Source organism: Leptothoe spongobia TAU-MAC 1115 (assembly GCF_018739885.1).
GTDB classification, from domain to species: domain Bacteria; phylum Cyanobacteriota; class Cyanobacteriia; order Phormidesmidales; family Phormidesmidaceae; genus Leptothoe; species Leptothoe spongobia.
Map to the genome: position 1 here is coordinate 1 of NZ_JADOES010000037.1, position 26,153 is coordinate 26,153.

Annotated in this window: 22 protein-coding genes and 2 pseudogenes; 12 read left to right on the forward strand and 12 right to left on the reverse strand. The window is 47.3% G+C overall.

The genetic code is table 11. The features are described 5' to 3' along the window. The first annotated feature begins 293 nt into the window (after positions 1-293). The 5 genes from IXB50_RS16265 (at position 294) to IXB50_RS16285 (ending at position 6,162) form a co-directional block, all read left to right on the forward strand. The gene (locus tag IXB50_RS16265; protein ID WP_215610044.1) at positions 294-449 is read left to right on the forward strand and encodes a hypothetical protein; all 156 of its coding nucleotides are present in this window, start codon (positions 294-296) and stop codon (positions 447-449) included. Positions 450-551: 102 nt separating this feature from the next. Next, positions 552-1,079, forward strand: a complete 528-nt coding sequence (locus IXB50_RS16270) for a hypothetical protein (RefSeq protein WP_215610045.1) — start codon at positions 552-554, stop codon at positions 1,077-1,079. A 5-nt stretch (positions 1,080-1,084) separates the two neighbouring features. Further along, a complete protein-coding gene (locus IXB50_RS16275; RefSeq protein ID WP_215610046.1) occupies positions 1,085-2,419 on the forward strand; it encodes an ISNCY family transposase in 1,335 nt (444 codons plus the stop codon). A gap of 157 nt (positions 2,420-2,576) precedes the next feature. After that, positions 2,577-4,874: a hybrid sensor histidine kinase/response regulator gene (locus IXB50_RS16280; protein ID WP_407658814.1), complete on the forward strand. Its 2,298-nt coding sequence runs from the start codon at positions 2,577-2,579 to the stop codon at positions 4,872-4,874. Beyond that, positions 4,861-6,162, forward strand: coding sequence for a sensor histidine kinase (locus IXB50_RS16285; protein WP_215610048.1), 1,302 nt, complete (start codon positions 4,861-4,863; stop codon positions 6,160-6,162). The genes IXB50_RS16280 and IXB50_RS16285 overlap by 14 nt, the downstream gene beginning before the upstream one ends. Positions 6,163-6,569: 407 nt before the next feature. Here IXB50_RS16285 and IXB50_RS16290 read toward each other — a convergent pair whose 3' ends face one another. From IXB50_RS16290 to IXB50_RS16320, 7 genes and pseudogenes are all read right to left on the reverse strand, one after another. Continuing rightward, positions 6,570-7,220, reverse strand: a complete 651-nt coding sequence (locus IXB50_RS16290) for a hypothetical protein (RefSeq protein WP_215610049.1) — start codon at positions 7,218-7,220, stop codon at positions 6,570-6,572. A 141-nt stretch (positions 7,221-7,361) separates the two neighbouring features. Then, a complete protein-coding gene (locus IXB50_RS16295) occupies positions 7,362-7,811 on the reverse strand; it encodes an NADAR family protein (RefSeq protein ID WP_215610050.1) in 450 nt (149 codons plus the stop codon). 47 nt (positions 7,812-7,858) lie between these two features. After that, a complete protein-coding gene (locus IXB50_RS16300; RefSeq protein ID WP_215610051.1) occupies positions 7,859-8,368 on the reverse strand; it encodes an O-acetyl-ADP-ribose deacetylase in 510 nt (169 codons plus the stop codon). Positions 8,369-8,546: 178 nt separating this feature from the next. Continuing rightward, positions 8,547-8,912, reverse strand: a complete 366-nt coding sequence (locus IXB50_RS16305) for an alr0857 family protein (RefSeq protein WP_215610052.1) — start codon at positions 8,910-8,912, stop codon at positions 8,547-8,549. A gap of 140 nt (positions 8,913-9,052) precedes the next feature. After that, positions 9,053-9,250 (reverse strand): annotated as a pseudogene (locus tag IXB50_RS16310) (HNH endonuclease); the annotation flags it as partial. Positions 9,251-9,347: 97 nt separating this feature from the next. Further along, complete coding sequence (locus tag IXB50_RS16315) at positions 9,348-9,554, reverse strand: hypothetical protein (RefSeq protein WP_215610054.1); 207 nt, start codon at positions 9,552-9,554, stop codon at positions 9,348-9,350. A gap of 397 nt (positions 9,555-9,951) precedes the next feature. Further along, positions 9,952-11,082, reverse strand: a complete 1,131-nt coding sequence (locus IXB50_RS16320; protein WP_215610055.1) for a tetratricopeptide repeat protein — start codon at positions 11,080-11,082, stop codon at positions 9,952-9,954. Positions 11,083-11,509: 427 nt separating this feature from the next. Between IXB50_RS16320 and IXB50_RS16325 the strand changes: the two genes are divergently transcribed. After that, complete coding sequence (locus IXB50_RS16325; RefSeq protein ID WP_215610056.1) at positions 11,510-11,989, forward strand: hypothetical protein; 480 nt, start codon at positions 11,510-11,512, stop codon at positions 11,987-11,989. A 6-nt stretch (positions 11,990-11,995) separates the two neighbouring features. On the opposite strand, the gene pip is transcribed toward IXB50_RS16325, so the two are convergent. Then, the gene (gene pip, locus IXB50_RS16330; protein WP_215610057.1) at positions 11,996-12,943 is read right to left on the reverse strand and encodes a prolyl aminopeptidase; all 948 of its coding nucleotides are present in this window, start codon (positions 12,941-12,943) and stop codon (positions 11,996-11,998) included. 955 nt (positions 12,944-13,898) lie between these two features. On the opposite strand from pip, the gene glgX reads away from it, so the two are divergent. Beyond that, positions 13,899-16,097: a glycogen debranching protein GlgX gene (gene glgX, locus IXB50_RS16335; RefSeq protein ID WP_215610058.1), complete on the forward strand. Its 2,199-nt coding sequence runs from the start codon at positions 13,899-13,901 to the stop codon at positions 16,095-16,097. A gap of 1 nt (position 16,098) precedes the next feature. Beyond that, a complete protein-coding gene (locus tag IXB50_RS16340; RefSeq protein ID WP_215610059.1) occupies positions 16,099-16,449 on the forward strand; it encodes an MGMT family protein in 351 nt (116 codons plus the stop codon). Positions 16,450-16,520: 71 nt separating this feature from the next. On the opposite strand, the gene IXB50_RS16345 is transcribed toward IXB50_RS16340, so the two are convergent. The 3 genes and pseudogenes from IXB50_RS16345 to IXB50_RS16355 all read right to left on the reverse strand — a co-directional run bounded on the left by IXB50_RS16345 (position 16,521) and on the right by IXB50_RS16355 (position 19,518). Further along, complete coding sequence (locus IXB50_RS16345) at positions 16,521-16,727, reverse strand: Uma2 family endonuclease (protein WP_326520820.1); 207 nt, start codon at positions 16,725-16,727, stop codon at positions 16,521-16,523. A gap of 179 nt (positions 16,728-16,906) precedes the next feature. Beyond that, a pseudogene (locus IXB50_RS16350) lies at positions 16,907-17,431 on the reverse strand (Fic family protein); the annotation flags it as partial. A gap of 77 nt (positions 17,432-17,508) precedes the next feature. Next, the gene (locus IXB50_RS16355; protein ID WP_215610061.1) at positions 17,509-19,518 is read right to left on the reverse strand and encodes a hypothetical protein; all 2,010 of its coding nucleotides are present in this window, start codon (positions 19,516-19,518) and stop codon (positions 17,509-17,511) included. 361 nt (positions 19,519-19,879) lie between these two features. Here IXB50_RS16355 and IXB50_RS16360 point away from each other — a divergent pair, with 361 nt between their 5' ends. The 3 genes from IXB50_RS16360 (at position 19,880) to IXB50_RS16370 (ending at position 23,003) form a co-directional block, all read left to right on the forward strand. Continuing rightward, complete coding sequence (locus tag IXB50_RS16360; RefSeq protein ID WP_215610062.1) at positions 19,880-20,590, forward strand: response regulator transcription factor; 711 nt, start codon at positions 19,880-19,882, stop codon at positions 20,588-20,590. A gap of 30 nt (positions 20,591-20,620) precedes the next feature. Beyond that, positions 20,621-21,730 carry a sensor histidine kinase gene (locus IXB50_RS16365; protein WP_215610063.1) on the forward strand — a complete coding sequence of 370 codons (1,110 nt, stop codon included), beginning with the start codon at positions 20,621-20,623 and terminating at the stop codon, positions 21,728-21,730. A 199-nt stretch (positions 21,731-21,929) separates the two neighbouring features. Further along, positions 21,930-23,003 carry a serine/threonine-protein kinase gene (locus IXB50_RS16370; RefSeq protein ID WP_215610064.1) on the forward strand — a complete coding sequence of 358 codons (1,074 nt, stop codon included), beginning with the start codon at positions 21,930-21,932 and terminating at the stop codon, positions 23,001-23,003. Here the strand turns inward: IXB50_RS16370 and IXB50_RS16375 are convergent. Then, the gene (locus IXB50_RS16375) at positions 22,998-23,912 is read right to left on the reverse strand and encodes an alpha/beta fold hydrolase (RefSeq protein ID WP_215610065.1); all 915 of its coding nucleotides are present in this window, start codon (positions 23,910-23,912) and stop codon (positions 22,998-23,000) included. The genes IXB50_RS16370 and IXB50_RS16375 overlap by 6 nt on opposite strands. 124 nt (positions 23,913-24,036) lie before the next feature. On the opposite strand from IXB50_RS16375, the gene IXB50_RS16380 reads away from it, so the two are divergent. Then, positions 24,037-25,752: a diflavin flavoprotein gene (locus IXB50_RS16380; protein WP_215610066.1), complete on the forward strand. Its 1,716-nt coding sequence runs from the start codon at positions 24,037-24,039 to the stop codon at positions 25,750-25,752. The last annotated feature ends 401 nt before the right edge of the window (positions 25,753-26,153 follow it).

The following is a 26,153-nucleotide window of genomic DNA, read 5'->3' on the forward strand; positions in this document are numbered from 1 at the left end:
CTGGCAATTCTATACCCTATTGCAACGGATGAAACCCCCTGCAGCTCTTACCTGAGCTAGTATTTCAGGGACGACTATCTAGACATCCTTTTACCGAAAGTTCTCTAAATTGTCCAGAAGTTGACAAAATTGGCTTAAATCATGTCCAAGTTAAAACTCATCACGTCCTCCCCAGGCAACCTCCCGTAATCGATAGGGGTGAGGCGTAGCCAAGCAGTCGCCCACCTATCCATCATAGGACTAGGGTAAACGGCTGTCATTACAGGAAATGTCTGGGCATCAAATGTCTGAAAATGTCAGGTCAGAAGGACAATGACCATGGTTCACTCCCATTAAAAGGGAGCAATGGAGAAGCCTTTGGCTCTAAAAGTTTGGGCTTCACATCCCCATTTCGGTTTGAGGTGCAGCCATTGCAGCATATCCTGACCGACCTGACATGCTATAGCTAAAGTTAGCTTTGGGTAATCTAAACCTATAGACCAAAGGCATCATGGCATAGTGAAGCAATCTAAGTTTGACCGACCGTTAAAGACCATTGGGCACTAATCTCTATGGGTACTCAATCCATCAAGAAACCTTCTCTCCAATTTATCCTGATTGTGCCATTTTTGTTACAAATTGTTGGGGCAGTCGGTTTAACTGGTTACTTTTCCTTACGAAATGGTCAAAAAGCCATTAATAACCTCGCTAGTCAGCTCCAAGATGAGGTAAATGCCCAGGTTAATCAGCACCTGGATAGTTATTTGAGCACTCCTCAAAAAATTATCCAGTTGACTAGTAAGCAAATTGAACGGGGTTCTCTAGATGCCGACAATTTAAAAGAACTAGGCTATTTATTTTTTGATCAACTACAAGCGTTTGAAGATTTTGGTTATATCAACTATGGGAGTCAGTCGGGAGAGTTTATTGGTGTAGGGACTGGTTTGACCAGTGGTATTTTTCTAGACATCACCAGCAATTCCAAATTCCAACTTAAGAACAGGTGTATGTGTACTGGCGCTAGCAATCGAATCGTGCAAAGCGTGACACTATTGGGTACAGTCAACTCATTCAAATGCGTCCTGCCCTTGGCAAGATAGTCGTCATGGTCTCAAGTGTTCTCAGCTTCGATAGTTTGCTAGGAGGCCTGACCTCGTGCATCGGAACGATGACGGATGGTCGTCAGCCGAGTAACGCGACTCGTTATAGCCTTCAAGATGCGGTCCTGGGAGCGTTTAGCGCATTTTTCATGCAAAGCTCGTCATTCTTAGAGTACCAACGACAGTTGCAAAGCCGTCATGGTCAAGACAATGCCCAGAGTCTATTTGGACTGACCAAGATTCCGAGTGTCGAACAAATTCGTAATATTCTCGACCCGCTTCCTGCGAGTGGTCTATCGAGTGTGTTCATCTCAAATTATCAGCAGTTAGAGGAGCAGAAATATCTGCGTGGGTTTGAGGTGCTTGGCAAGCATCTACTAGTCGCCCTAGATGGCACCCAATACTACAGTTCGCATGAGGTGAGTTGTCCGTGTTGTTCAATCCGGACGCATCACAATGGTCAGGTCACTTACAGTCATAAAGCCATCTTGCCAGTCGTGGTGTCACCAAGCCAATCATCGGTGATTTCGTTGCCCCCTGAATTTATTTATCCCCAAGATGGTCATGATAAACAAGATTGCGAACAGGCCGCTGCCAAGCGTTGGATAGCAGCTCATGGACAGATGTTTGCTCAGCCAGAGGTGATTTTGCTCGGCGATGACCTGTACAGTCGTCTACCGATGTGTGAAACGGTCCTCGCTCAGGGGATGAGGTTTATCTTCGTGTGTTTACCGGAGTCGCATCCCGTGCTCTACGATTGGATTGACTTTAATCAGGCCAAGGGTCAGGTCAAAACCATCGAGAAAACCCGAACTCAGGGTAAAGAGACGGTCCAGTATCAGTACCGATATTTAACCGATGTCCCGTTAGGAGGCACCCCGTCAGACATTGTACTGAATTGGTGTGAGGTCACCGTCACTCGACAACGAGACGGCAAGCGACTCTATCACAACAGTTGGATCACCCCACTCGACCTCAACACCCCGCAGCAGGTCATTGCGGTGGTGGATGCGGCGCGCAGTCGTTGGAAAACAGAGAACGAAAACCACAATGTCCTCAAAACCAAGGGCTATCATTTAGAGCACAATTTTGGCCATGGGAAACAGCATCTCGCTTCCTTTTTATTGACCCTAAATCTGTTAGCGTTCCTGTTTCATACCATCTTGGGATATGTGGACGAGCGCTATCAACAGATTCGACAGATTCGAGGCACCCGAAAAGGCTTTTTTCAAGATATGGTCGCCTTGACCAAATACCTCTGGTTTGAGAGTTGGACGGCCTTGATTGAGTTCATGCTCGATGATACCAAACCAGCTGGTCCCATTAGAAATACCTCTTGATTCTCATCGTGGCTGACATCCTCAACAGAAGGCTCTTTGGGATAGCTGTTTCTGTCCGTATATTGGAATTTGGAATTGCTGAGACATCACAGAATCATCTCACCTGGGTACTTATCACGAATATGAGCTAAACGATCAGGGTGACCCTATTACCAAACTGTATGAGGATGACTATAATCATCTGGAAGATACCTGGTATACCTCTGCCATAGAGGCGGACAAACCTGTTTGGAGTGATCTATATCCTTGGGAAGATCCAGACACCATCGCAGTCTCTGCTAGTCACCCAGTTTATGATAGCGAGGGTAACTTACAAGGGGTATTGGGCATTGATTTACTCCTCAATCAAATTGGAAGTTTTCTAGAAACGTTAGATGTTAGCCCTAATGCCAGAATATTTATTGTAGAGAGAAATGGCCTGCTAATAGGGGTTTCAGGAGCTCAAGAGTTTAAAGAAACAGATAATGGCATTGAACAGGTGCGTGCGCTGAAGAGTGATGATTCTACAGTGCACCAGGTCTCCCAGACTCTAGTAGAACAGTTTGGAAGTTTTGAAACGATTGATTCTGGTCAATTTGTCTTTAAGGTTGATAACAAAAATACGTATGTCCAAACCAGTCCTTGGCAGGACAATTATGGCTTGGACTGGCTGATTGTTATTGCCATTCCTGAAGCCGATTTTATGGAACAGATTCATAAAAATACCCGTTTCACAATTCTTCTATGCGGGTTGGCCCTTCTGGTGGCAATAATTCTAGGCATTTATACTGCTCGTTGGATTTCCAAACCGATTGTCAAACTGAGCCAGGCAACCCAACTCGTTAAGACTGGTAAACTCACCCAGCCCATTCAGCCAGAAGGCACTCAGGAATTAAGAGCCTTAGGCGAATCGTTTAACAAAATGGCCCAGCAATTACGAGAATCGTTTACTGCTCTGGAAAAAAGTAATGCAACCCTGGAGCAGCGAGTAAAGAAGCGTACCAATGAGCTCCAAGTTGCCAAGGAAACAGCTGATAAGGCTAATCAGGCTAAAAGTGATTTTCTAGCTAACATGAGTCATGAGTTGCGCACTCCCCTCAATGGCATTCTTGGCTATACCCAAATTTTGAGTCGCTCGGCAGCATTACCACCCAAAGAACAGAATGGGGTCAATATCATTCATCAATGTGGATCTCATCTGCTAACACTGATTAACGATATTCTCGACTTATCTAAAATTGAAGCCCGAAAACTAGAACTACTTCCCGTTGCCCTGCATCTCCCTTCCCTATTGCAAAGCGTGGTGGAAATCTGCAAAGTCAAGGCAGATGAAAAGGGTGTAGAGTTTATCTATCGCCCCAGTTCCCGACTGCCAGAAGGCGTCCAAACTGACGAAAAACGACTACGACAAGTCCTGATTAATCTCCTCAGCAACGCGATTAAATTTACAGATCAAGGATCGGTCACGTTAAGAGTTGATGTGGTAGAACAATCTGCAACCAACGCTAGAGTGCTATTTGAGGTGATTGATACCGGCATTGGGATCGCTGCAGAGGATCTCACCAAGTTGTTTGGCACATTTGAGCAGGTAGGCGATCGCCAGAAACAATCTGAAGGTACAGGTTTAGGATTAGCCATCAGCCAACGGATCGTTCAACTCATGGGAGGAATCATTGAAGTCAAGAGCCAGCCAGGGCAGGGCAGCGAGTTTTTCTTTAGCATCGACACTCTAATTGCTGAGGACTGGCAGCAACAGCGTTTCAATGGTAATCGTCGAATCAATGGTTACACCAGGCAAACTGATGCATCTAGTCATAGTGTCAAATCAGAGCGGCAGCTCAAAATTCTCATGGTGGACGACCGATGGGAAAATCGATCTGTTGTTCTAAATCTTTTAGAACCCCTTGGATTTACGGTGCTTGAAGCTGAGAATGGTAAAGACGCATTGGCAAAGCTAGAAACAGTACAACCGGATGTAATGATTACAGATCTTGCCATGCCAGTAATGAATGGGTTTGAGCTGTTGCATCACATCCGCTCTAGCCCCACCTTACAGACCTTAACGGTCATTGTATCGTCTGCCTCGGTGTCCCTGGCCGACCAGAACCGTTCCTTGGATCAAGGCGGAGATTACTTTTTACCGAAGCCTGTTGATGCTCAGGTGTTGTTCCGGTTATTGGCCGATAGCCTGGGGATAGAATGGGAATATGAGCTACAGACCGATGACACTAGCCCATCCGAGGTAGTTCAAATCACGCTACCCTCCACGACAATGCTGGAAACATTGCTAGACCTAGCTCAATGCGGTCGTATTGCGGAATTACAAGACCAGTTGGACCAACTCCTTCAGCAGGATAAAATCTATGCGACCTTCTGTGAATCGATGACTCAATTGGCAGAGCAGTTCCAAGTGGAAGCATTGGAAACCCAATTGCAAGGTTATTTAGAGCAAGGATTGGTCCATGCAGATAACTGATGCCGAAATTTTAGTGGTAGATGATACCCCTGCCAATTTAAAGGTTGTGACGGAAACCCTGGCCTCTGCGGGCTATAGGGTTGCGATCGCAACCAGCGGTGAACGGGCCCTCAAACAGCTTCAGAATCGTGTACCAGCTTTGATTCTATTGGATATCCAAATGCCAGGGATCAATGGGTTCGAAACGTGCAAAAAAATTAAGGAAAACCCCGAACTGTATCGTATCCCAATTATTTTTCTGACTGCCCGGTCGGATACGGATAGCACCCTGAAAGGATTTGAACTAGGAGCAGTAGACTACATCAGCAAACCCTTTAAGGAACCAGAATTGTTGGCGCGGGTCAAAATTCATCTACAACTACAACAAATGACCCAAACCCTGGAGCAGCAAGTGAGCGAACGAACCCAAGCTCTATCATCTGCGCTGACAGAACTACAGAGATATCAGTTACAGCTCATTCAACATGAGAAAATGTCTGCCCTCGGCAATTTGGTTGCTGGAATTGGCCATGAGATCAATAATCCCCTGGGCTTTGTTGACGGCAATATTTTAGTCCTAAAGGAATATTTTGACGATTTCCTTACCTATCTTCGACTCTATGAGCAAACCTATCCCCCATCTAATGAGGTCCTAAGCAGCAAGCGAAGAGAGCTAGATATTGACTATCTATTGACAGATATAGATACAATTTTTGAGTCCATGACCAAGGGCTGCGACCTGATTCGGGACGTTAGCAAAAGCATACGCATTTTCTCCCGTACAGATACAGCAGCCAAACTGACCTCCAACCTTCATGAAGGACTCGACAGCACTCTGCACATTTTGAAATATCGGCTCAAAGCCAAGGATTCTCGTCCAGCTATCCAAGTTATTCGTGACTATAGTGAACTGCCTGACATCAAATGTTTTCCTGGCCAACTCAACCAGGCCTTTATGAATATTTTGGCAAATGCCATTGATATGTTTGAGGAAGTCGCTGAGAATACCGACTATGCAACGCTGGAAACTAACCCACAGAGCATTATCGTTCGAACTCGGTTAGTACAGCATCAGGAAACTGAATCTGTAGAAATTACCATTACTGATAATGGCAAAGGCATTTCTGAAGACGTTTGCAGTCAGATCTTTGAGCGAAACTTTACCACTAAATCCGTTGGCAAAGGAACGGGTTTAGGACTTGCGATCGCTCATCAAGTGATTGTCGAAAAGCATGGCGGCAGTTTAAACGTCCAGTCTGAGTTAGACCAGGGCACAACCTTCCAGATTTATCTACCAACAATGGATTGACACAAGCTGGAGAACATAGGCTAATAGGTAGCACTTAGATCTCGCACTAAGGTCGGTTGTGAAGCTCACACCCACGTTGGGTTCAAAACCCAACGCTAATTGAGGGCTGTCCACTAAAGGGACAAGATTGGCTGGGCAGCTCTATATTTAGAGCTTTTAGGGATTCTTTAACCGCTTGAGCGGTTTTGATCTAGTTAGCCTTGCGACTTTGAGTCCAAGGTGGGTTCACACTTCATCGCCAGGTGCAAGATCTCAGTAGCATCCATTTAATGTCCTCGAAAATACGAAAAATTCAAAATTACCTCTGTATAATCTCCACCTAGCCCCGTGGCGACTAAAATCTTGTTGTTGATAGACAACATAAAACAAACTAAAATCCTATCGAGGATCAGCAAAGCTATCAACACTTAAACAGGATTCTGTTTAATGGCCTGGACAAAGTCAATGACTTTTTTTTGTACATCAGGAAAAAGGTTACCTATCTTTTTAATAACGTTATGAATCCCTTCACTCCCGCCTGCAATTAAACCGGCTGTCAGGATCAAATCCAGGACTCTAAACAGATAAAGACGGAAAATCTCCAATACAGACTCTGGTCCTGGGAAGTTAAATGCCCCCTCTAGCGATCGCACTCCTACTAAACCAATCAACAGCCCAAATACAATCGCTGCCTTGAGAAGGCTCTGACGCATATGGTTTTTATAAATACGGAGACTTTCTTCGGCATTAAATAAACTGATTTTTGCCGCCTGAATGCGTTTGTCATTGGCACTATCATCAGCATTGGTCAATAGGGATCCAAGTTCCAGCTGAAATTTCTCCACTTGAGCCGCCAACCGTTCTTTCTCCGGCGAGAAATAAAAAAGCTTATATACTTCCAGCGCACGCTCTAAAAAAAGAGCCACAATAATTAGGACAGTTAGCTGTTGCAGTTCAGTTTTAATAATAGAGGACTGCAAAGTAGGCAGGTCCATCGGAATTAGGACGTAAAGCAAGCCACCTACTAAAATCGTATAGAACGCATAACGAGCAAATTTTAGTAGGGATTCACGGTCCATAGGATTGCCCCTGAAATAGGTTTCTTTTAAATCATTTCATTATCCATAGCAGATTGTCTACATTTCCTATAGATTCTTCACTGTCTCAAACTCTAATTCTAGTCAGTCCAGCAGAAAGAGACTCCATAGCCTTACGTTCTATCAAATTGTTGCTCGGATTGTTGCTCTCACAGTCTCAAGAATTTGGCCTAATTTGTTTAGACCGCTGCCGTCTTTACCACAGCCCCAGTAGTAGTCTCCAGGAGCATTTTCAATGATTGGCTTATCCCCAGTCCCCAGCAAAATAGCTTGGATATCTGCATGGGTTTGAAACTTGGTGAGCACAGCTCGATGCATAATGTCATCCTTGACTTGTTCCCAGTCGGAGCGAAGCGGATGGCTTCGAGCTCTCCCCATCACCGCCGCATCTTTGGGCGCTTTCGCCTTGCCAATCTTGTCAGCCCAATCAGGATCGGTTTCTATAAATTTTTGAGCCTGGAAATAGTGTTCTGTTGTCGGCCACCATCGATCATCCAAGAATACACCATGCCTCGAAAAATTAGAGAAACAACCATAAGGTTCTTCGCGATTGCTATAAAAATAAATCGTCATAAAAACCTCCATTTTGTTTTGGAATAGAGGGATTTGAGTCCCCTCTCCTAGGGTTCAAGGATTTTTAGATAGGTTTGGTAAACCACCTCTCCAAAACAAGCAAAGATGACTTTTTCAAATGTGTCATTTTGTCGAAGAAAACTTTGGACCGTTTGGATTGCGATCGCAGCCGCCTGATCAATCGGATAACCATAAATGCCACAACTAATCGCAGGAAAAGCAATCGACTTAACATTGTTTTCAAGCGCTAGCTTTAGACTATTTTGGTAACATGATTCAAGCATCATGGCTTCATTATTGAAACCTCCCCTCCAGACAGGGCCGACGGTATGGATGACGTACGGAGCAGACAGTTGATACCCTTTAGTAATCTTTGCCTGCCCTGTTTCACAGCCACCCAGTAATCGGCATTCCTGAACCAGTTCCGGTCCAGCCGCTCGATGAATTGCTCCATCAACACCACCTCCACCTAAAAGAGAACTATTAGCGGCATTGACAATGACATCAACCTTCAAAGTAGTGATATCAACTTGAACAACTTCAATCTGAGTTTTCATGACTTTAACCTGTCGCTGGTGCGGACATTGGGATTCGTAGCTTGCTTCCCAAAGGGTACACAAAGTTAGAGGGTGGCAACCTCGGATACGACCATTACACCATGTCAGCATATGGGACTGGCGACTCGGATTTGATATCAGCAGTCCCCGACAACTACTACTTAAAATATGCAGACTGTCATTGAGTCACCTGCCATAGCTCGTAGATCAGCATTTCACTTTCAGGTGCAAGGGCAGTAATAAAGGTACCAGATTCAGCATTGGCGCTACTCGCCATCCAAGTCCCCTTAAGGCTTACCTCAACAAAGTCATCGTCCACACTAGTTAGAGCAATAGTATCTGCTGCATGTTGCCGTAGCAAACACTCAAGCTGATTAATACCCGGTAACTCAATAGGTAACAAAAAGGAAGCTTGACTGGGTTCTAGATGTAAGGATTCACCAATGTGAACGGCTAACATGACTCGTTGAGTGGCGACTACATCTAAAGATGCAGTGACCTGCTCAAGAAATAGGCCGTAATCGGTATAATTCAGCTTCAACACGGCTGACAATCTCCATGAATGGTTGGGTCAGTCACATGCCGACGGCGGCACAGAGAACATTAATAATTTGTCTGCTCTTTCCAAAACTTTTCTGCAAAGGCAACTACTGGACGCATGGGTGCTTTGGGTCATCGCCTGAGCTCAAGAACCTGGCGGATAAGACTGGGCGCTCTCATCCGCCAGGTCTTACCGATCAGGTCTAGGGGTTCGGCTCGGCCAGTGACTAAAAGCACAATTGCTCGCTTCAGGTTAATTCGCGCCATGGGTAGATAGTTCTTGGAAAAGAGTACGATAGGTCGATAGGTGGGCAATACGTATTTGTACGGTTGTAATGTCATGGCTAAGCGCTTTAGATGCCTAAAAAATGTCCAAAAACAAAGCCCCCCGCTTCCGGGTATGGGAAGCGGGGGGCAAAAACCTGATGTGGTCTTAAATCTAGGTCAGCATGGCTAAACGCCTGCATTTCCCGCTTCGTATATATTTGTTAGGTCCTGGCTGACTCACATAGCCCGTAATCAAGCCAACGGACAAATCATTGAATGCAAAACGTTCTGAATCATGGCCATTAATCGCTTTAGTCCAAGTGCCATCAATAGTCAGCTCATTAACACCAAATCCTAGGCACCGCACAATCAATGCCATGGGTAAATGGCAGAACGACTGCAAATATCTTGTTGAAACTATGGTTTCTATAGATAACTTCACGGTACTTAGACCTCTGGTAAAAAGACTGAATAAGCGCTAAAAGCACTTGCCAAAGCAATTCGACTATGTTGCCTTGCCTGTATTACTAAACATACTACACGGTGTAGCGTAAGAATGTCTACCCTCTTCGAGGAATTTTATGGTTTTAACGTAAATAAACCTTGTCCACGTCCAGAACTGGAGTTTTACCGTAGGAGAAACTACAGGTTTCAACTGGAACGTGGTTTAGCTACATTAAAACCATAAAAAAGCTATAGAGCTAACTTCTCTCGGAGAGCTATAGTCATAAACACATTGCAAATTATTGATTCCGGACACCGTCTAAAAAAGATTTCTACTGAATAAAATCGTAATCAATCGCCCGTGCTGTTCTAACCGGCGGAGAAGGTTCATTTTGGATGGATTCGATCGCTGTATACCCTAGAGGTAACGATGCCAACAAACACATGGCTCCGGTACCCACCAGCGATAAACGCCTGACAGTCTTGGACGCTCTCAAGGCATCAGGGTATTGGCCCTGACGGTAAAATCGTTGCACCTGACTGGCATAGAGTAAGGCAGTGAGTCCCAGCGGGGGAAATGTCACGAGTGCCGCTAATGCAGTTGGCCAATGGGTAGGAGGACAAGGTTGATCTTTATATAGGTCATAACTTTTTTCCCACTCCGGTCCGCGCACATTGCCAACATAACCAATCAAGATAAACCGAGTAACTTCTGACAGTTCTAATGGCAACAGTAGGTCACGAATCTGATTCGGTAGGGTAAAGTAGCTCACCCCCTCTCCTACCTGACGTTTAAGGGAGATTTCTAGAGTTTTTCCTCGTTTTTTAACATTGACTTCAACCGGGTGCAAAGACTGTTGTAGTAAGTCTTTGATGGGAGCTAATCCATCTGGCTTTGCAACAGTTGGCACTAACCCAGCCAAGGATGCATCGTTAAGCACTGCCAATTGCCAGTCAGCCATTGCTCCGTCCAGGTCTCCCTGCTTCTGACGCACATGCCCTCGCTTGAGGTAAGCCTTGGCCCAATTGGGATTAATATCTAAAACTTGATTAAAACTGGCTAACGCCGCCGGGAAATCACCAGTTTCATACTGGGCCAACCCAAGTTGATAGTGCGCATCAGCATGATTAGGATTAGCCGCGATCGCTCGTCGCCAATTGCTCAATGCTTCATTTGTATGACCCTGCTCATGGAATAAATATCCGCGTTGAAAGTAAGCATTTGCCGGATTATGGCCGCAGTCAATAGCAGCGACAAAGTCCTGGTGAGCACTATCTAGATCTCCCAAGGCACGGTGACTCAGGCCACGGGCAATATAGACAACTGTAATATCAGGATGAGCAGCCACGGCCTTAGATAACACTGAGACCGCACTCTGGTGATTGCCTTGCCTTGCCAGCGTACAACCACGCCGATAGGCCAAACGCGCTTGCTGCCGTGCATACCAACTCTGCATATCCATATATATAAATATCCCTACTGTCCCCGTTTCCCCGCAGCCTAACCACCCTTAGGGCGAAACAGAATCAGCGTGATAACGGAAGCTCGGGTCCTAAATTAATAGTGTGCTCAGTATTTACTATTACTGCACAAGCCCATTTGGTTCATGGCAATTAACCAATGCTTCACACCAATTTTGCTTGTTTCCTAACAGATTTTCCAATGTTGAAATTATTTTCTGGAATAATTTCATCTATGCCATTAGACCTAGTGTCCTAAGACAATTTGCTTAGGCATAAGCATAGGGACGCATGAGCTATGAAATGGAGATGAAGTCACGCCATATCCTGCAGCCCCTTGATGAAACCTATGTAATTACACGGGATGAACATAGGAACCTCCAATAAGCCCATGTTAGCCTCAGTAGGAACACCTACATAGCTCAGTCTATGGCCGTTCTCTCACTAAAAACAGAACTGGATGTCGCAGAGCTATTGTTAGCTAACGGATGGCTTCCTGAAGAAATCAATAGTATTCTGGTTTTCCCGCTCCCAAATGCTATATTTGGCCACTTAAGCGCCGGAAATCACCAGTCTATGGACAGCAATGTTCGTAAAGCTACGGTCGCCACACCCACCACAATTTTCCGAGCCAGACAGTTGCTAGAATCTGCCGGATGGCTAGACGGAGAACTCAATTCATTACTCAAACCCTATCTATATGGGAATGATGCTTGGGCACATCAAACCATTCATCCCCCTGATCCAAGACAGAATAATATACGCTTACCCAAACCGCTACGATGGGTGGACCCCGCGCGACAAACCATATCCCTAAAGCACTATCGACGCACCATGGCAATCAAGCGCATCGGTAGCTTAACCCTGGTGATCACCCTGGTCGCCATAGCGATAGCACTACTAGCATAGGTCTTGCTACAGCTGCACGAACCGATCCGTAGCCTCCACCAAAGCACTTAAAATACCTGGTTCCGTCGCAGAATGACCTGCATTGGGCACAATCACCAACTCTGCTTCAGGCCAGGCACGATGCAGTTCCCAAGCAGAGGTCATGGGGCACACCACATCGTAGCGCCCCTGCACAATGACCGCTGGAATATGCCGAATCGTCGCAATATTTTTGAGTAGCTGATCCGGTGGGCTAAAAAATCCACCATGGGTAAAGTAGTGACACTCAATTCGGGCAAAGGCATCGGCAAACTCATCATTGCTAAAACGCTCAATAGTTTGAGGATTTTGAATGAGATAGCTGGTGCTGGCCTCCCAAATGGCCCAGGTACGAGCGGCCTGCTGCCGTATTGCCGGATCTGGACTGGTCAGGCGTTGATAATAGGCCGTCACTAGATCATGGCGCTCTTCTTCGGGGATGGGAGACAAATACTGCTCCCAAGCATCAGGAAAGATGTAGCTGGCTCCCTCCTGATAAAACCAGCGAATCTCCTTGGGACGCAGCATAAAAATGCCCCGCAAAATTAAGCCCACACACTGCTCTGGATAACGCTCAGCATAGGCCAGGGCCAAGGTACTGCCCCAGCTGCCACCAAATACAGTCCATTGCTTAATATCAAGGTGCGATCTCAACCGCTCAATATCATCCACCAGGTCCCAGGTGGTGTTATCAGTCAGATCAGCATGGGGTGTACTCTGCCCACAGCCCCGCTGATCAAATAAGATTACGCGCCAGCGTTCTGGATCAAAAAACTGTCGATAAAAAGGAACCGTACCGCCCCCCGGCCCACCGTGCAAAAATACCACAGGTTTACCCTGGGGATTGCCCACCTCTTCAAAATGTAGAGTATGCAGGTCAGAAACAGACAAACGTCCCTGGATGTAAGGCTCAATCGGTGGATAAGGTTGGCGCATAGAGAGCTTAGCTAGCAAGCTAACAACAATTGCCCCGCTATTGTCGCACCCAAACCATACCTATTCATCAGCGAATCAAGCGGTTTTCAGGTATTTTCAGGTTATTTAACGGATTCCAGCCCTGCCTTACTTAACAGACACTGGCTTTCGCACTACCACATACCAACGTCCCGTTTTGGGATCACGATAGGTGTTAAACGGTTGTTGCTTCAACGGCTTAGTGCAAGTTTTGGGCATTGACTTAGCGATTTTCACGACTCTTGTATAAATTAATTCATTTATTGTGGCTCGATTTCCCTCAAAATTTGAGTGATCAATCTTTAAGTACTGTGTGATTTTTGTCACAAAAAAGCAGAAAAACCTGGTAGTTTCCCTGCTTTTTGACCTGTTGATCGGGGGGTGCGGGGTGTTAGTCTACACCACCATCAACCTTAAGATTGACGCTGGAACGACAAGCATCCAATCTCCCTAGACCAACAAGACCAACACTCAGTCGGGCTCAGATACGAACTCAGAAATAAGCGGGTTAATCACGATAGGTGCAACCATAGAAGGCGCAACTGGTAGAGCATTAGTGATAACAATGCAGCCTTCACCAGGGATACTGATCGACACCACAGGTAAGAGATCAGCAATGGCCAAGGAAACTTTAGGCGCATCGGGTAGAACCTGACCATCCTCAATAATAGCTGTACCGTCATCAAACGACCGGTACCATCCCCTGTAGAAACTGTTTCACCAGCATTGAGACTAAAACTCAAGCCGAAAAACAGCGTTCGCTAGGATACCCTTCAGCCCAACTGGGTTGATTTCCTCAAAAACACGACAGAAAATTAGGCAGAAACCGGACAGTATCGAGCAGTCGTCCTACCCCCAATTCTAGACTTCTAGTTTTAACGTCACGGCGAAAAAAATACGGGGCTTACTATATAAGACAGTTTTGACGCAATCCACCATGTCGGTAGCAGTATGGCCCGGTCGTTCTCATCCATTGGGAGCCACCTGGGACGGTCAGGGGACAAATTTTGCAATTTTCTCAGAAAATGCAACAGCCATGGAGCTTTGCCTTTTTGATTCACAGGGTAAAGAGCATCGGCTCACTTTATCAGAGGTAACCAACCATGTATGGCATGGATATGTCCCAGGAGTTGGGCCAGGTCAACACTATGGGTATCGTGCCTACGGTCCTTACCAACCGAAGAAAGGCAAGCGCTTTAACTCCGATAAGTTGCTTCTAGATCCGTATGCCCTGGCTATTAGCGGGGACATGAAATTTAGTCCTGCCATTTTTGGCCACCCGATGGATCGCTTTGCCGATAGCGATCGCGACTTAGAAAAGTCAGACCTGGATGATATGGACTATGTCCCCAAGGGCATCGTCGTAGACCGTAGCTTTGACTGGGGAGATGACCATCATCCTGAAACTCCCTGGCATGAAACCATCATCTACGAAGTCCATGTCAAGGGGTTTACCCGCAAGCACCCCAACATTCCACCCGAGCTACAGGGAACCTATGCAGGCTTAGGCCATCCAGCCGCCATTGAGCACCTCAAATCTCTGGGAGTAACGGCTGTCGAGCTATTGCCCGTCCACCATTACAATGCCTACCCTGGCCATCTGGTGGCGGTAGGACTGCATAACTACTGGGGCTATGACTCGATTAACTACTTTGCTCCCTTTGCCGGGTATAGCGCCGCTGGTGATACCGGAGACCAGGTTAAGGAGTTTAAGTCCATGGTTAAGGCGCTCCACCAGGAGGGTATCGAAGTCATTTTGGACGTGGTGTACAACCATACGGGCGAGGGCAACCACTTCGGCCCCACCCTATCGCTCAGGGGCATAGATAACGAAGCCTACTATCGTCTAGTAGAACGCACCCCTCGCTACTACATGGACTTTACCGGCTGTGGTAATTCCCTCAATGTGTGCCATCCCCAGGTGCTGAAGCTGATTATGGACAGTCTGCGCTATTGGGTACAGGAAATGCATGTGGATGGGTTTCGGTTTGACCTAGCCTCAGCCCTGGCTCGTGAGCTGTATGAAGTCAATAGTCTCGCCGCCTTTTTTAATATCATTCATCAGGATCCGGTGCTGTCCTCTACTAAACTGATTGCCGAACCCTGGGATCTGGGTGAAGGCGGTTACCAGGTGGGTAACTTCCCATTGCTATGGTCCGAGTGGAATGGCAAATATCGTGACACTATGCGGGATTTTTGGCGAGATCATCACTGCCGCCTGGGAGAGTTTGCGTTTCGCTTTACGGGCAGTTCTGACCTGTACCAGGCTAATGGCAAGCTACCCCACGCCAGCATCAACTTCATTACCGCCCACGATGGCTTTACCTTGCGGGACCTGGTGAGCTACAACGATAAACATAATGAGGCCAATGGTGAAGGTAATCGGGATGGGGAGAGTTATAACCGGTCTTGGAACTGTGGTGTGGAAGGAGAAACAGAAAATGAGGAGATTTTAGGGTTGCGATCGCAACAGCAACGGAACCTTTTAACCACCTTATTTCTCTCCCAGGGCGTCCCCATGATCCTGGGTGGCGATGAAATGGGTCGCACCCAGCACGGTAATAACAACACCTATTGTCAAGACAACGACCTCTCCTGGTTTGACTGGAATCAACGCTATCGCAACCAAGACCTCCTCACCTTTACCCAGCGACTGATCGAGTTTCGCAAACAACATCCAATCCTCTGCCGTCGGCAGTGGTTTTTGGGTCGTGAGATCCACGGCTCTGGTGTGATTGATATCGGCTGGTTCAATCCCGATGGCACCATCATCAGCGATGAAGATTGGCATGACGGTGGCTCTAAAGCTATCAGCATCTTCCTGAATGGAGAAGAGATTCTTACCCCTGACAACCAAGGTCAGCGCATCATCGACGACAGTTTCCTAGTCTTTTTTAATGCCTATCCTGAACCCCAAGAATTTTCCCTACCGCCAACGGTAGAGCGCAAAGACTGGCGAGTCATTCTAGATACTAAAAATCCGACTGGTTTTGTAGACGATGGTCCGATCTATGACCATGCTCAAAAGGTTCCTGTTGCCGCGAGATCGCTTGTCTTGCTGGCTTGCCCCCACTGTTTTGACACAACGTCCAGCTCTGACGGAGCCGCTGTCTGTCCATTACCAAAACGGGGGTAATATGCCCAACAGCTACGACCGCATCTACACCGTTGTCCGCCAAATTCCCCCAGGAAAAGTGGCCACCTACGGTCAGGTAGCCGAGCTAGCCGGTCTGATTGGCAAACCTCGGGTGGTAGGCTATGCCCTCCACAAAGTAGCCCCCGAAGACGAAATCCCCTGGCAGCGAGTGATCAATGCTAAGGGAGAAATCTCCACCTCTGTCTTTCGTGATGGGTCAGACGATCTACAGCGAGTCTTGCTAGAAGATGAAGGGATCGAATTTGAGGGCAATAAGATTAATCTCAGCAAATACCGCTGGCAACCGCCCCCAGAGATGATCGAAGCAATCAACTTTGGCGAGAAAGAGTAGGCCCCTGCTCTAGCCCCCAGGCTCTGCCTGGGAAGCGCCCCCACTCGCTCCGCCACCATCCAGACTCAAGATCACACAAAAACCTTTTCCATAGACATAGCAAACCCTGGCAAGATCGGAGACGTCAAGCTGTCCTGGGATAGTAAGGTACCCACCAGCTCCAGCTGTGCCTCGCTACGACGATAAACTTCCATCGTCTGCAGCTGCCAGTTAACAATCCAATACTCTTGCACCCCATACAGCGAGTTTAGTAGGCAAGGCCGAAAGGTTGCCCCCACTCTATGGTCACACCAGATACATAAGAAAAACTAATTTCAACCATGTTATTCATCTCAGATATGACGTTGAATTTATCGTTCATGTTAACGAAATCGCATTTTTTTAACATGACATCGTCCTCATGTTAACGAAACCAACGTTATGCATACATAAAAATGCAACTATACATAATCAAAAGTTATGATTTATTCGGTTTCCCTATAATCACACTGTTAGCATTCAACAACAGGCCATATAGTTCTGCATTCAGGTAAAAATTGCCCTTAGCAATTCGATGCTTTTGCAATAACCCAATACTTACCAACGTATCCAAATACTTTGCAGCTGTTTGTCGCGTAACCTGTAACTCATCCATTACAAACTCAATCTTCGTATATGGATGTCGAAACAAATTATTCAGTAAATCCTGACTATAAATCCTCGGCAGCTCAGACCGCATTTTTTGCTTCGTCGCCAACATCAAATGCTTAATCTCTTCCACCAAAACAATCGTCTGCTGCGATGTTTCCTCTACACCAGTCAATATAAACAAAACCCAGTCTTCCCAAGCCTGTTCCTCACGCACTGCCTGAAGTAATTGATAATACTCAATCTTGTTCTGGTTAATATATCGACTCAAATAAAGTACCGGAATCTTCAACAACCCCTGCTTCACCAAATAGAGAATATTCACAATCCGCCCCGTCCGACCATTGCCGTCATAAAGTAGCCTGGGCACTAGGATAGAAGAATGATCAAGAGATTCTCGTCTAATAAACTTGTCTCCAATACTGAGCAACCCTACTTCACCACAACAGTTTTCACATATCCTTCCAACTCAGGGCTAAACCGAGCAATAAACCCACCGTCCGAACCATACAGCTCGATAGGCAATTGCGTACGCTTACCAATATTGATCACTTCTTGGAGCAGCTGATTTACCTCCCTGATCATCTGATCCGAAGCAGGCACACTACTCGACCGATTATTAGGATCCGTAATCGAAAAATCTATCAGCGCATCATAATTCTTAGCCAACTTAAACTGCACCGAACCACCCTTTAAACCAAACTGACAAAATGTCGGCTTACAAATTCGCCCAAAGTTCTCCTTAGCTTTATCAAATCGGATCGCTAACCGCAAATTTTCCTGCGCCTTGTTCAAAGCAGGTTCATAGGTTTTAAGCAGATTTTGACTATCCGCATAGCGAGACGTCCCTGACGGTACGCCTTTGATTTGAGTAATGGCATCCCGCCATCCCAACATCGCCAGAGTCCACTGCCCATCAGATTCATACTGACGAGCCGTAGCCGCATAGCGTACAGCTTCGCTGTAGAACTGATCGGCAGCCTGCTCCTGCTGATAGCGAGTACGCACCTCCGCTAGATCTTTCTCATACTTAGGCAACAGCTTCCGGGTTTCACCATAGGGCATCGTCCCATTGGGAATCTGTTTGAGCTGTTTAACCGCCTTATCCCAAGATGTCAGGGCTGTTTTCCAAGCGGACAATGTATTAGCAATCTCGGCCTGATCTTTCGCTAAGGCTGCGGTCAACTGTGCCTGGTTGAGATTTTCCTCTGCCGACTGCTCTGCTAAAATCCGTCCCTCAATGGTGGCAAGATTACTGCGATATTCCCGGAGCTTAGGCGCAACAAATGCTTCGTGAATAGGACTGCCTGCAGGAATCTCCTCCAGCTGGCCAATGGTATCTCGCCAACGATTTGCAATTCCCTCCCAGCGGGCAATGGGATGGGGAGGATTTTGACTCTCATTGGCAGCAATCAGGGCATTTTTCTGGGCCGCTGCCACCGCATTCAGCAGGTCCGCCTCCCCTTGATAATTAGCTAATAGATCTTGAGCCTGCGCATGATGCCGTGACCATGGAGGAATCGGTTTAAGGGTCTTGACAGCGGTGTTGAGCTGGTCGCTCATGGCTAACACAGTTTGCGGAGTGGGCTCTTCCCGCAGAGAAATCAGGGCTGCATCCCCCAGGGATTGGGCTTGCTGGATGCGATCGCACCCGCCAATCACACAGGGTCGACTTAGGCCATAGCCCAAGGCACCAAACACAGCCGCTACGCCAACTCCCGCAGCGACTAAGCCCAGGCTTAGCCTCGGTCGTTGCTCCGAGACTTCTTCTTCCCAGTCATCTTCTTCTACAAAGACCGGCTCACCTATCTCATCGACAGGAGCCTGCTCATACAGACCATCCAAATCCAATAGCTCATCTGTCTGAGTCCCCTGAGTTGCCTCGTCAACTGACTGAAAATCCTCGTCCAGCGGCAATTCTTCTTGAGAGAGAAAATTCTCTCCCGATAAAAACTCTTCCTCTGATAGATCACCAGTAGCTTCATCATCAGAGTCTCCAAACAGTCCCTCAGGAGCGACCTCCGGTTGTTGCGTCAGCAAGGGTTCATATAGCTGATCGCTCAGGCCAGCATCATCCAACACCACCGGACCTGAACTATCCTGCAACAGCCAATTAAATCGATGCACCGCACTTGGTTTCGGCATCATCGTTTGTTTTAAGTAAACCTTGATAGCAATGGGTTCACCATTCGCTCCCAAATGCTCTGCCTCCACTGGCAAACCATCAATCTCTAAGCGATGACGAATCAAGGTTTCCACCTGGGCAAACACATATTTCTCAGGTACTGTGTCCACTCTAGGACTTTCCAAAAGCACCATCATCTTGCCCCGGCTAATGGCACACTGTACCGATATCTCTTCAGGGACCTCCGGCGCTCTACTTAAATCGTAGGTTAGATCAGCCGATAGGCGACTTAGGGTAAACGCCGACGCTAGACTCATACTCTACGCCTCCACAACATAACTGGCAGGGCATAGATACCTTGCCCAAACAAACCACCCGAATACAACTGACTTAGTAATGCAATCATGGGTGCGGCCCGTATTACCCCCACAGTTCCTTTAAGCTGTCAAGGATTAAAGAGGGTTAAAGCTATTGAATAGTGGCCTATTGTTTACGTTTTCGCAAGCCCTTTTTTTCTTTGTTCAATACCTGTTTGTATAATCCCCATGCCATCATCGCCAAATCCATCGCTCAAGCTACCCTAGTACTCACCTAAATCCATTTAGTTTGACGCTGCCTAATCTCAGACAAACCTACCCAGTCACAAGATGATTTCCATCAGGCTAAATCAACCAACCGATGAATGTCCTAATAGTTGAAGACGAAGTTGACATTGCTGAGCTAATTCAGCTTTATCTCACAAATGAGAACTTTACGACTGAAATCTGTACCAGCGGGACTGATGCCCTGGAACGCTTTCCTATATTTCAACCAGATCTAATTATCCTGGACCTGATGCTGCCAGGCTTAGATGGGTTGGAAGTATGCGCCCGCATCCGTCAAGCTCCAGGCCAAAAGGATCCCTACATTTTGATGTTGACCGCCAAGGGCGAAGAACTCGACCGCATCATTGGCCTCTCTACTGGAGCCGATGACTATATGGTCAAACCCTTTAGCCCCCGTGAGCTAGTCGCTCGGGTCAGGGCACTCCTGCGCCGCAGTCTTCGCCACGCTGGCGGATCACCCCAAACCTACCAGACCGCTCACTTTTCCCTTGACCTTGACCAGCGCTCTGCCATCTACCATGGTTCAGATACCATGACCCTCGACCTGACACCCCTAGAGTTTGATTTACTGGCAACGTTTCTGAGCTACCCTGGTCGCGTCTGGAATCGCCCACAGCTAATCGAAAAGCTCTGGGAGGATAATTTTTTTGGTGATGAGCGGGTGGTCGATACTCACATTGCCCGACTCCGTAAAAAAGTTGAACCCAATCCGGCCCAACCTACATTTATTAAAACCGTTGTGGGCGTGGGATATCGGTTTGAAGACGACTCTAAAAGTTCTTAATTTTGAGTACTTAAAACATCTCACCGTCCCATGACCAAAGTCCCCCTCAGGACTCGATTATTTATATCCCACCTAGTTGTCATGGCCGTGGCAATCATTGCCCTGGCAGGTGTGAGTCGTCTATCTACCCCCCGCTACTTTGTGGTAACCCTGGAACGTCTGGAAGGACGAGGGATTCGCATTCAGCAAATGCGGGGGCAAATTTTAGAAAGTTTTGCGGATGCCTGGGCCAGAGGCATGATTTGGTCAGTACTTTTGGGCGGTAGTACCGCCGGTGGCATCAGCTATCTTTTATCGCGACGCATTATTCGGCCCCTCACTCGGATGGAAACCATTACTAAGCGTTTTGCCGCTGGTGACTGGGCCGTCCGGGTACCACCATCAGATATTCCAGAATTACATCAGCTGGGCCATAGCTTTAATCGCATGGCCAGCGAGCTAGAACAAGTAGAGCAACAGAGACGGGATCTGATCAGCGATCTATCCCACGAGTTACGTACACCGCTGACAATTGTCCGTGGCTACCTCGAAGCTCTGACGGATGAAAAACTGCCTGCAACGCCTGAAACCTACGCACGTTTACTGCGGGAAACCCAACGTCTACAACGCTTAGTTGAAGATCTACAAGAGCTTTCCAAGCTGGAAGCAGGGTATCTACCTATTCAACAGCAAACGTTGGCATTACCTCCTTTGATTCAGCAGATTACCCAACGGTTTCGTGACCAGCAAATCGACTCTGAGCCTGATGCTGAAAATACGCAAATTGTCGTAGAGATTTCCAAAAATCTACCAGCCGTCACTGCTGACCCCGTCCGTACCGAACAGATTCTGGTGAATTTACTTAACAATGCACTGCAATACACAGACAGTGGGAAAATTATTGTCAAAGCATGGCATCAAGATCAGCAGATTTGGCTAGCTGTACAGGATACCGGTATTGGCATTGCGACGACTGACTTACCCCATGTATTTGAAAGATTTTGGCGAGCTGATCGCTCCCGTAGTCGAGCGTCTGGCGGTACTGGCATTGGCCTGGCCATTTGTAAACGTCTCGTAGAATTACAGGGGGGCCACATTCAAGTTAACAGTCAAATCAATCATGGGAGTACATTTGAGTTCTGGTTGCCCAAAGCTACGTAAACCCGCTAAGTTTTGACATAGAGACACGTTCGTGGATTACAACGCCCCAGACCATAGGCCATAATAATTAATATAATTGACCGTCACTACGGACGGTCAATTGATGCCACCATTTATGGGACCCTATCCCTAGCAGCGTAATTCATCAAGTTGAGCTTTCCTTGACCTGTGGCTATCCACCGTCCGCTTCCTTTCGCCCATGTCCGAATCTAATTCTCCAGATCGTCAAGATCCTCGTCTTAGCAAAAAGCTGTGTGACTCTGGTCAGCTTTTTCGCGAACGTTATGAGGTGGTAAGGATTTTAGGGCGTGGCGGTTTTGGAGTCACTCATTTGGCTCGCGATCGCATGCTCCCAGGTTCCCCACTATGTGTGATCAAACAGCTATTTCCCAAGGTCAGCCATCCCATTGCCTTAGAACGCGCCAAGCAGCGTTTTCGCCGCGAAGCCAGGATTCTCGGACGGTTAGGCAGCCATTCTCAACTACCAATGCTGCTTGATTACTTCACCTTTAAAGGGGAATTTTTCCTCGTGCAAGAATACGTCCATGGGGACACCCTTAGCCGTGAGGTGCGCAAAAATGGTGCGCAGAAAGAACCCGTTGTTAAGCAGTTTCTCGCCGAAGTTCTGCCAGCAATACGCTACATTCATCGCAACCGTGTCATCCATCGAGATATCAAACCCCCCAATATCATTCGCTGTCGTGATGACAATCGCCTAGTATTGCTAGATTTTGGAGCCGTCCGTGAGTGTCTACACCACGATGACGATCCCGGTGACCATGCAGCTAGTCCCACCACCCACTTTGTTGGCACCATGGGATTTGCTCCACCGGAACAGCTGGCCCTACGCCCCACCTACAGCAGTGATATCTACGCCCTGGGCGTCACCAGTCTATATTTGCTCACAGGCAAATCTCCTTTGGAGTTTGATATCGATCCGGATACCCAAGAACTGGATTGGCAGCGTTCTGTCAACATTACCAAACCCTTTGAACGGTTACTGGCAAAAATGCTGACCACTGATCTATCGGCACGTTTCAAACGCATTGATGAGGTGCAACGCGCCCTGCAATTGGATGCCCACTACAGCAACTTAGAACGCTGCCTCAATCGGGTACCCAAAGCACCAGACTCAGACACCGAGACCAACGTCATCGACCTAGAACAAAATAAATCGCCGATTCAACGTCGAGCCGCTGCCATCCGCCGCCTCCGTCAGCGTCAGCATCTAAAAAATCGCTCTACTAGCACAGGGCCTGCTTTTCCCTTATAAGTTTTCAGCTCCTAGCCAATCCCGAATTGTCTTATCCAGCGTCTCAGGCACTTCATCATAAAGACAATGCCCTGCGCCATCAATGGCTTGATAGGTTATCTGCGGATTTTCAGGTGGACTTTCAGCCAGAATCTGATCGGCCCATGATGTAGGTAAAACCTTATCTTGAGTGCCCCACAGTAACAAAATTGGAATAGATATTTGCCGAATTAGATCGGCAGTGGCATCGCTAAACTCAGGTTGAGTACGCGATTTCACCAGGTAGCATAGTGTTCGGGCTGCGCCCCGCTCCAAGGTGGGTTGAGTAAACGACACCACCAGGTCATCATCTACTCGTTCCGGTTTCTGATAGATACTGGTCAGCACCCTTCGAATAAACTCCGGCTGACGTACAACCGTAAACAAGGGACGTAGCAATAACGGTGTGGCAAATATCCCCTCGATACCCCGTGCTAAGCGATCTAGCCAGCCAGCCACTAACTCCTGGCGAGCCAGAGGTAACGTTAATAAAACTAGTCGCTCTGTCATCTCTGGATGTCGAGCTGTGGCGGTAAGGGCCACTAAGGCTCCTAAAGAATGCCCTAGCAAAATCACCGGTTGACCAATCACGGCTTGCCAAAAATCATAGACCTGCATCTGCCAGACGTCAGCCCCCAGCAAGATCGCGGCCTTTTGAGAATGGCCAAACCCCAGCATGTCCAGAGCATACACAGGTCGCTGCTGTCCCCAATACCCCAGATTGGATCGCCACTGCTCCAAACTGGCCCCAAACCCATGGATTAGCAGCATCGGCGTCCGTTGCTGAGCCATCGGCTCCTCAGGCATCACATAGGTGTAGCGCACCCGCCAGCCACGCCAGTACCAAAAACGCTGATTGCCCAGTTCAGGACGGACTTGGGTTCGATTCATTTCGACGGGTGATAATAATCACATAACTTCAGACAGCTTGCCATTAAAGGAACCAATAGTAGGCTACCTGCAGATACCTTTAAGATAGATTAAGAACTATTTGCCAGGGAACGCGAGGCGTACTATGACCGAGACCAAACAAAGAGACGTTCAAGTTCTACCCATTGCGGTCGATACCCTTGCCTTGCGTTCTCGTAGTTGGAATCGACTACGTTTTGAGATTGAATACGCCCTGGAAAAAGGTACCACTGCCAATTCTTACTTGATCACAGCCGATCAGGTGGCTCTAATTGACCCACCGGGAGGGTCATTTACGACCATCTTTTTAGATGCGCTCAAAGCTCAGATTCCCCTCGACCAGCTAGATTACATCATCCTCGGACACGTCAACCCCAACCGCCTGGAAACTCTACAACATTTGGTTACTGAGGCTCCCCAGGTGACCATTGTGTGTTCCAATCCGGGTGCGATCGCAATCGAAGACGCTAAACTTCCCCTGCAAAAGCCTCTCTATATCATTAAAAGTAGCGATGACGTTCTTGACCTGGGTGAAGGCCACGAACTGAAATTTATGCCAGTGCCTACCCCCCGCTGGCCTGATGGTCTCGCCACCTACGATCCTGGCACCTGTACTCTATACACCGATAAATTCTTTAGCACCCATATTTGTAGTGAAGACGCCTACGATCTGAACTGGGAAGACCTCCTGGAGGATCGTCGCTACTACTTCGACTCTGTCATGGCTCCCAATGCTAAACAAGTCGCCACCGCCCTCGAAAAACTGAGTGATTTCCCAGCCCATCTCTACGGCGTTGGCCATGGCCCCATCGTTAGCTACGGGATTCACGAACTCACCCACCAGTACCAGCAATGGTGCGCTCAACAAAAGCAACAAACCCTATCTGTAGCGTTAATCTACGCATCGGCCTATGGCAATACCGCCACCATTGGCCAGGCCATTGCCCGAGGTATAACCAAAGCAGGTGTTGCCGTTGAATCCATCAACGCCGAACAAGCACCCCAGGCCGATATTAAAACTGCAGCCGAAAACTGCGCCGGATTTATCATTGGCTCTCCCACCTTGGGTGGCCATGCCCCCACCCAAATTCAAACCGCCCTAGGATTACTCCTTTCTACTGCTTCCAAAAATAAACTGGCTGGGGTATTTGGTTCCTATGGCTGGAGTGGTGAAGCCATTGATCTGCTCGAAAATAAATTACGGGACGGCGGCTATAGTTTTGGCTTTGATCCAATTCGCGTCAAATTTAAGCCTGACGAAGTTACCCTCAAATATTGTGAAGAAGCAGGAACCGACTTTGCCCAAGCCTTGAAAAAAGCCAAACGGGCTAAAGCTCCCCGCACCCCCGCTAGTGATGTGGAAAAGGCAGTTGGTCGGTTAGTGGGCTCTCTTTGTGTGGTTACCGCAAAACAGAGCTCAGTCGCTAGCGCTATGCTGGCCTCATGGGTTGCCCAAGCCACCTTTAGTCCTCCTGGCTTCACGGTTGCCGTCGCCAAAGAACGAGCAATCGAAACCTTGATTTATCCAGAAAATCCGTTTGTCCTCAATATTCTGGGCGAGGGGAAACAGCTGGGAGCGATGAAACAATTTCTCAAGCCCTTTAATCCCGGTGAAAACCGATTTGAAGGTGTGGATATTGATGTAGCTGACAACGGCGCTTATATCCTCAAAGATGCGATCGCCTATCTAGAATGCACCGTCAAAAACAGAATGGACTGCGGCGATCACTGGGTGATCTATGCAACTATTGAAACTGGCCAGGTGCTTGACAGCAATGTCAAAACAGCTGTCCACCACCGCAAGACTGGCAATCATTATTAAGCGTTTTGAGGAGACTGTTGCCCCATTAGACCCTATTGGGAAACAGTCTCCTACTAAAATATTTTTCTATACAAAAATCTCTCAGCCCTGATTAAAAAACAATCATCATCACTAAATATTTAAAGAGCCTGATTCTATATGAATTTTGTTTTAGGATCACCATCTTACGATTGACCGTACGTACATAAACATATGTAACATAAGTGCCTTAACTCAATAGAATCAACTTGTTCTAAAACCCTCTTACTAAGGCAAACCATATCTTTCGCATTAACCAACTTTAAATAGCTAATCTTAGTCAAGCTCAGTTCTTAGCTGAAAGCGCTAGAAGCATGACTTTTTGATTATTTGAACAATGCCTTAAAACCACGATGAGGCTCCAGTAAAGATATCCAGAGTTA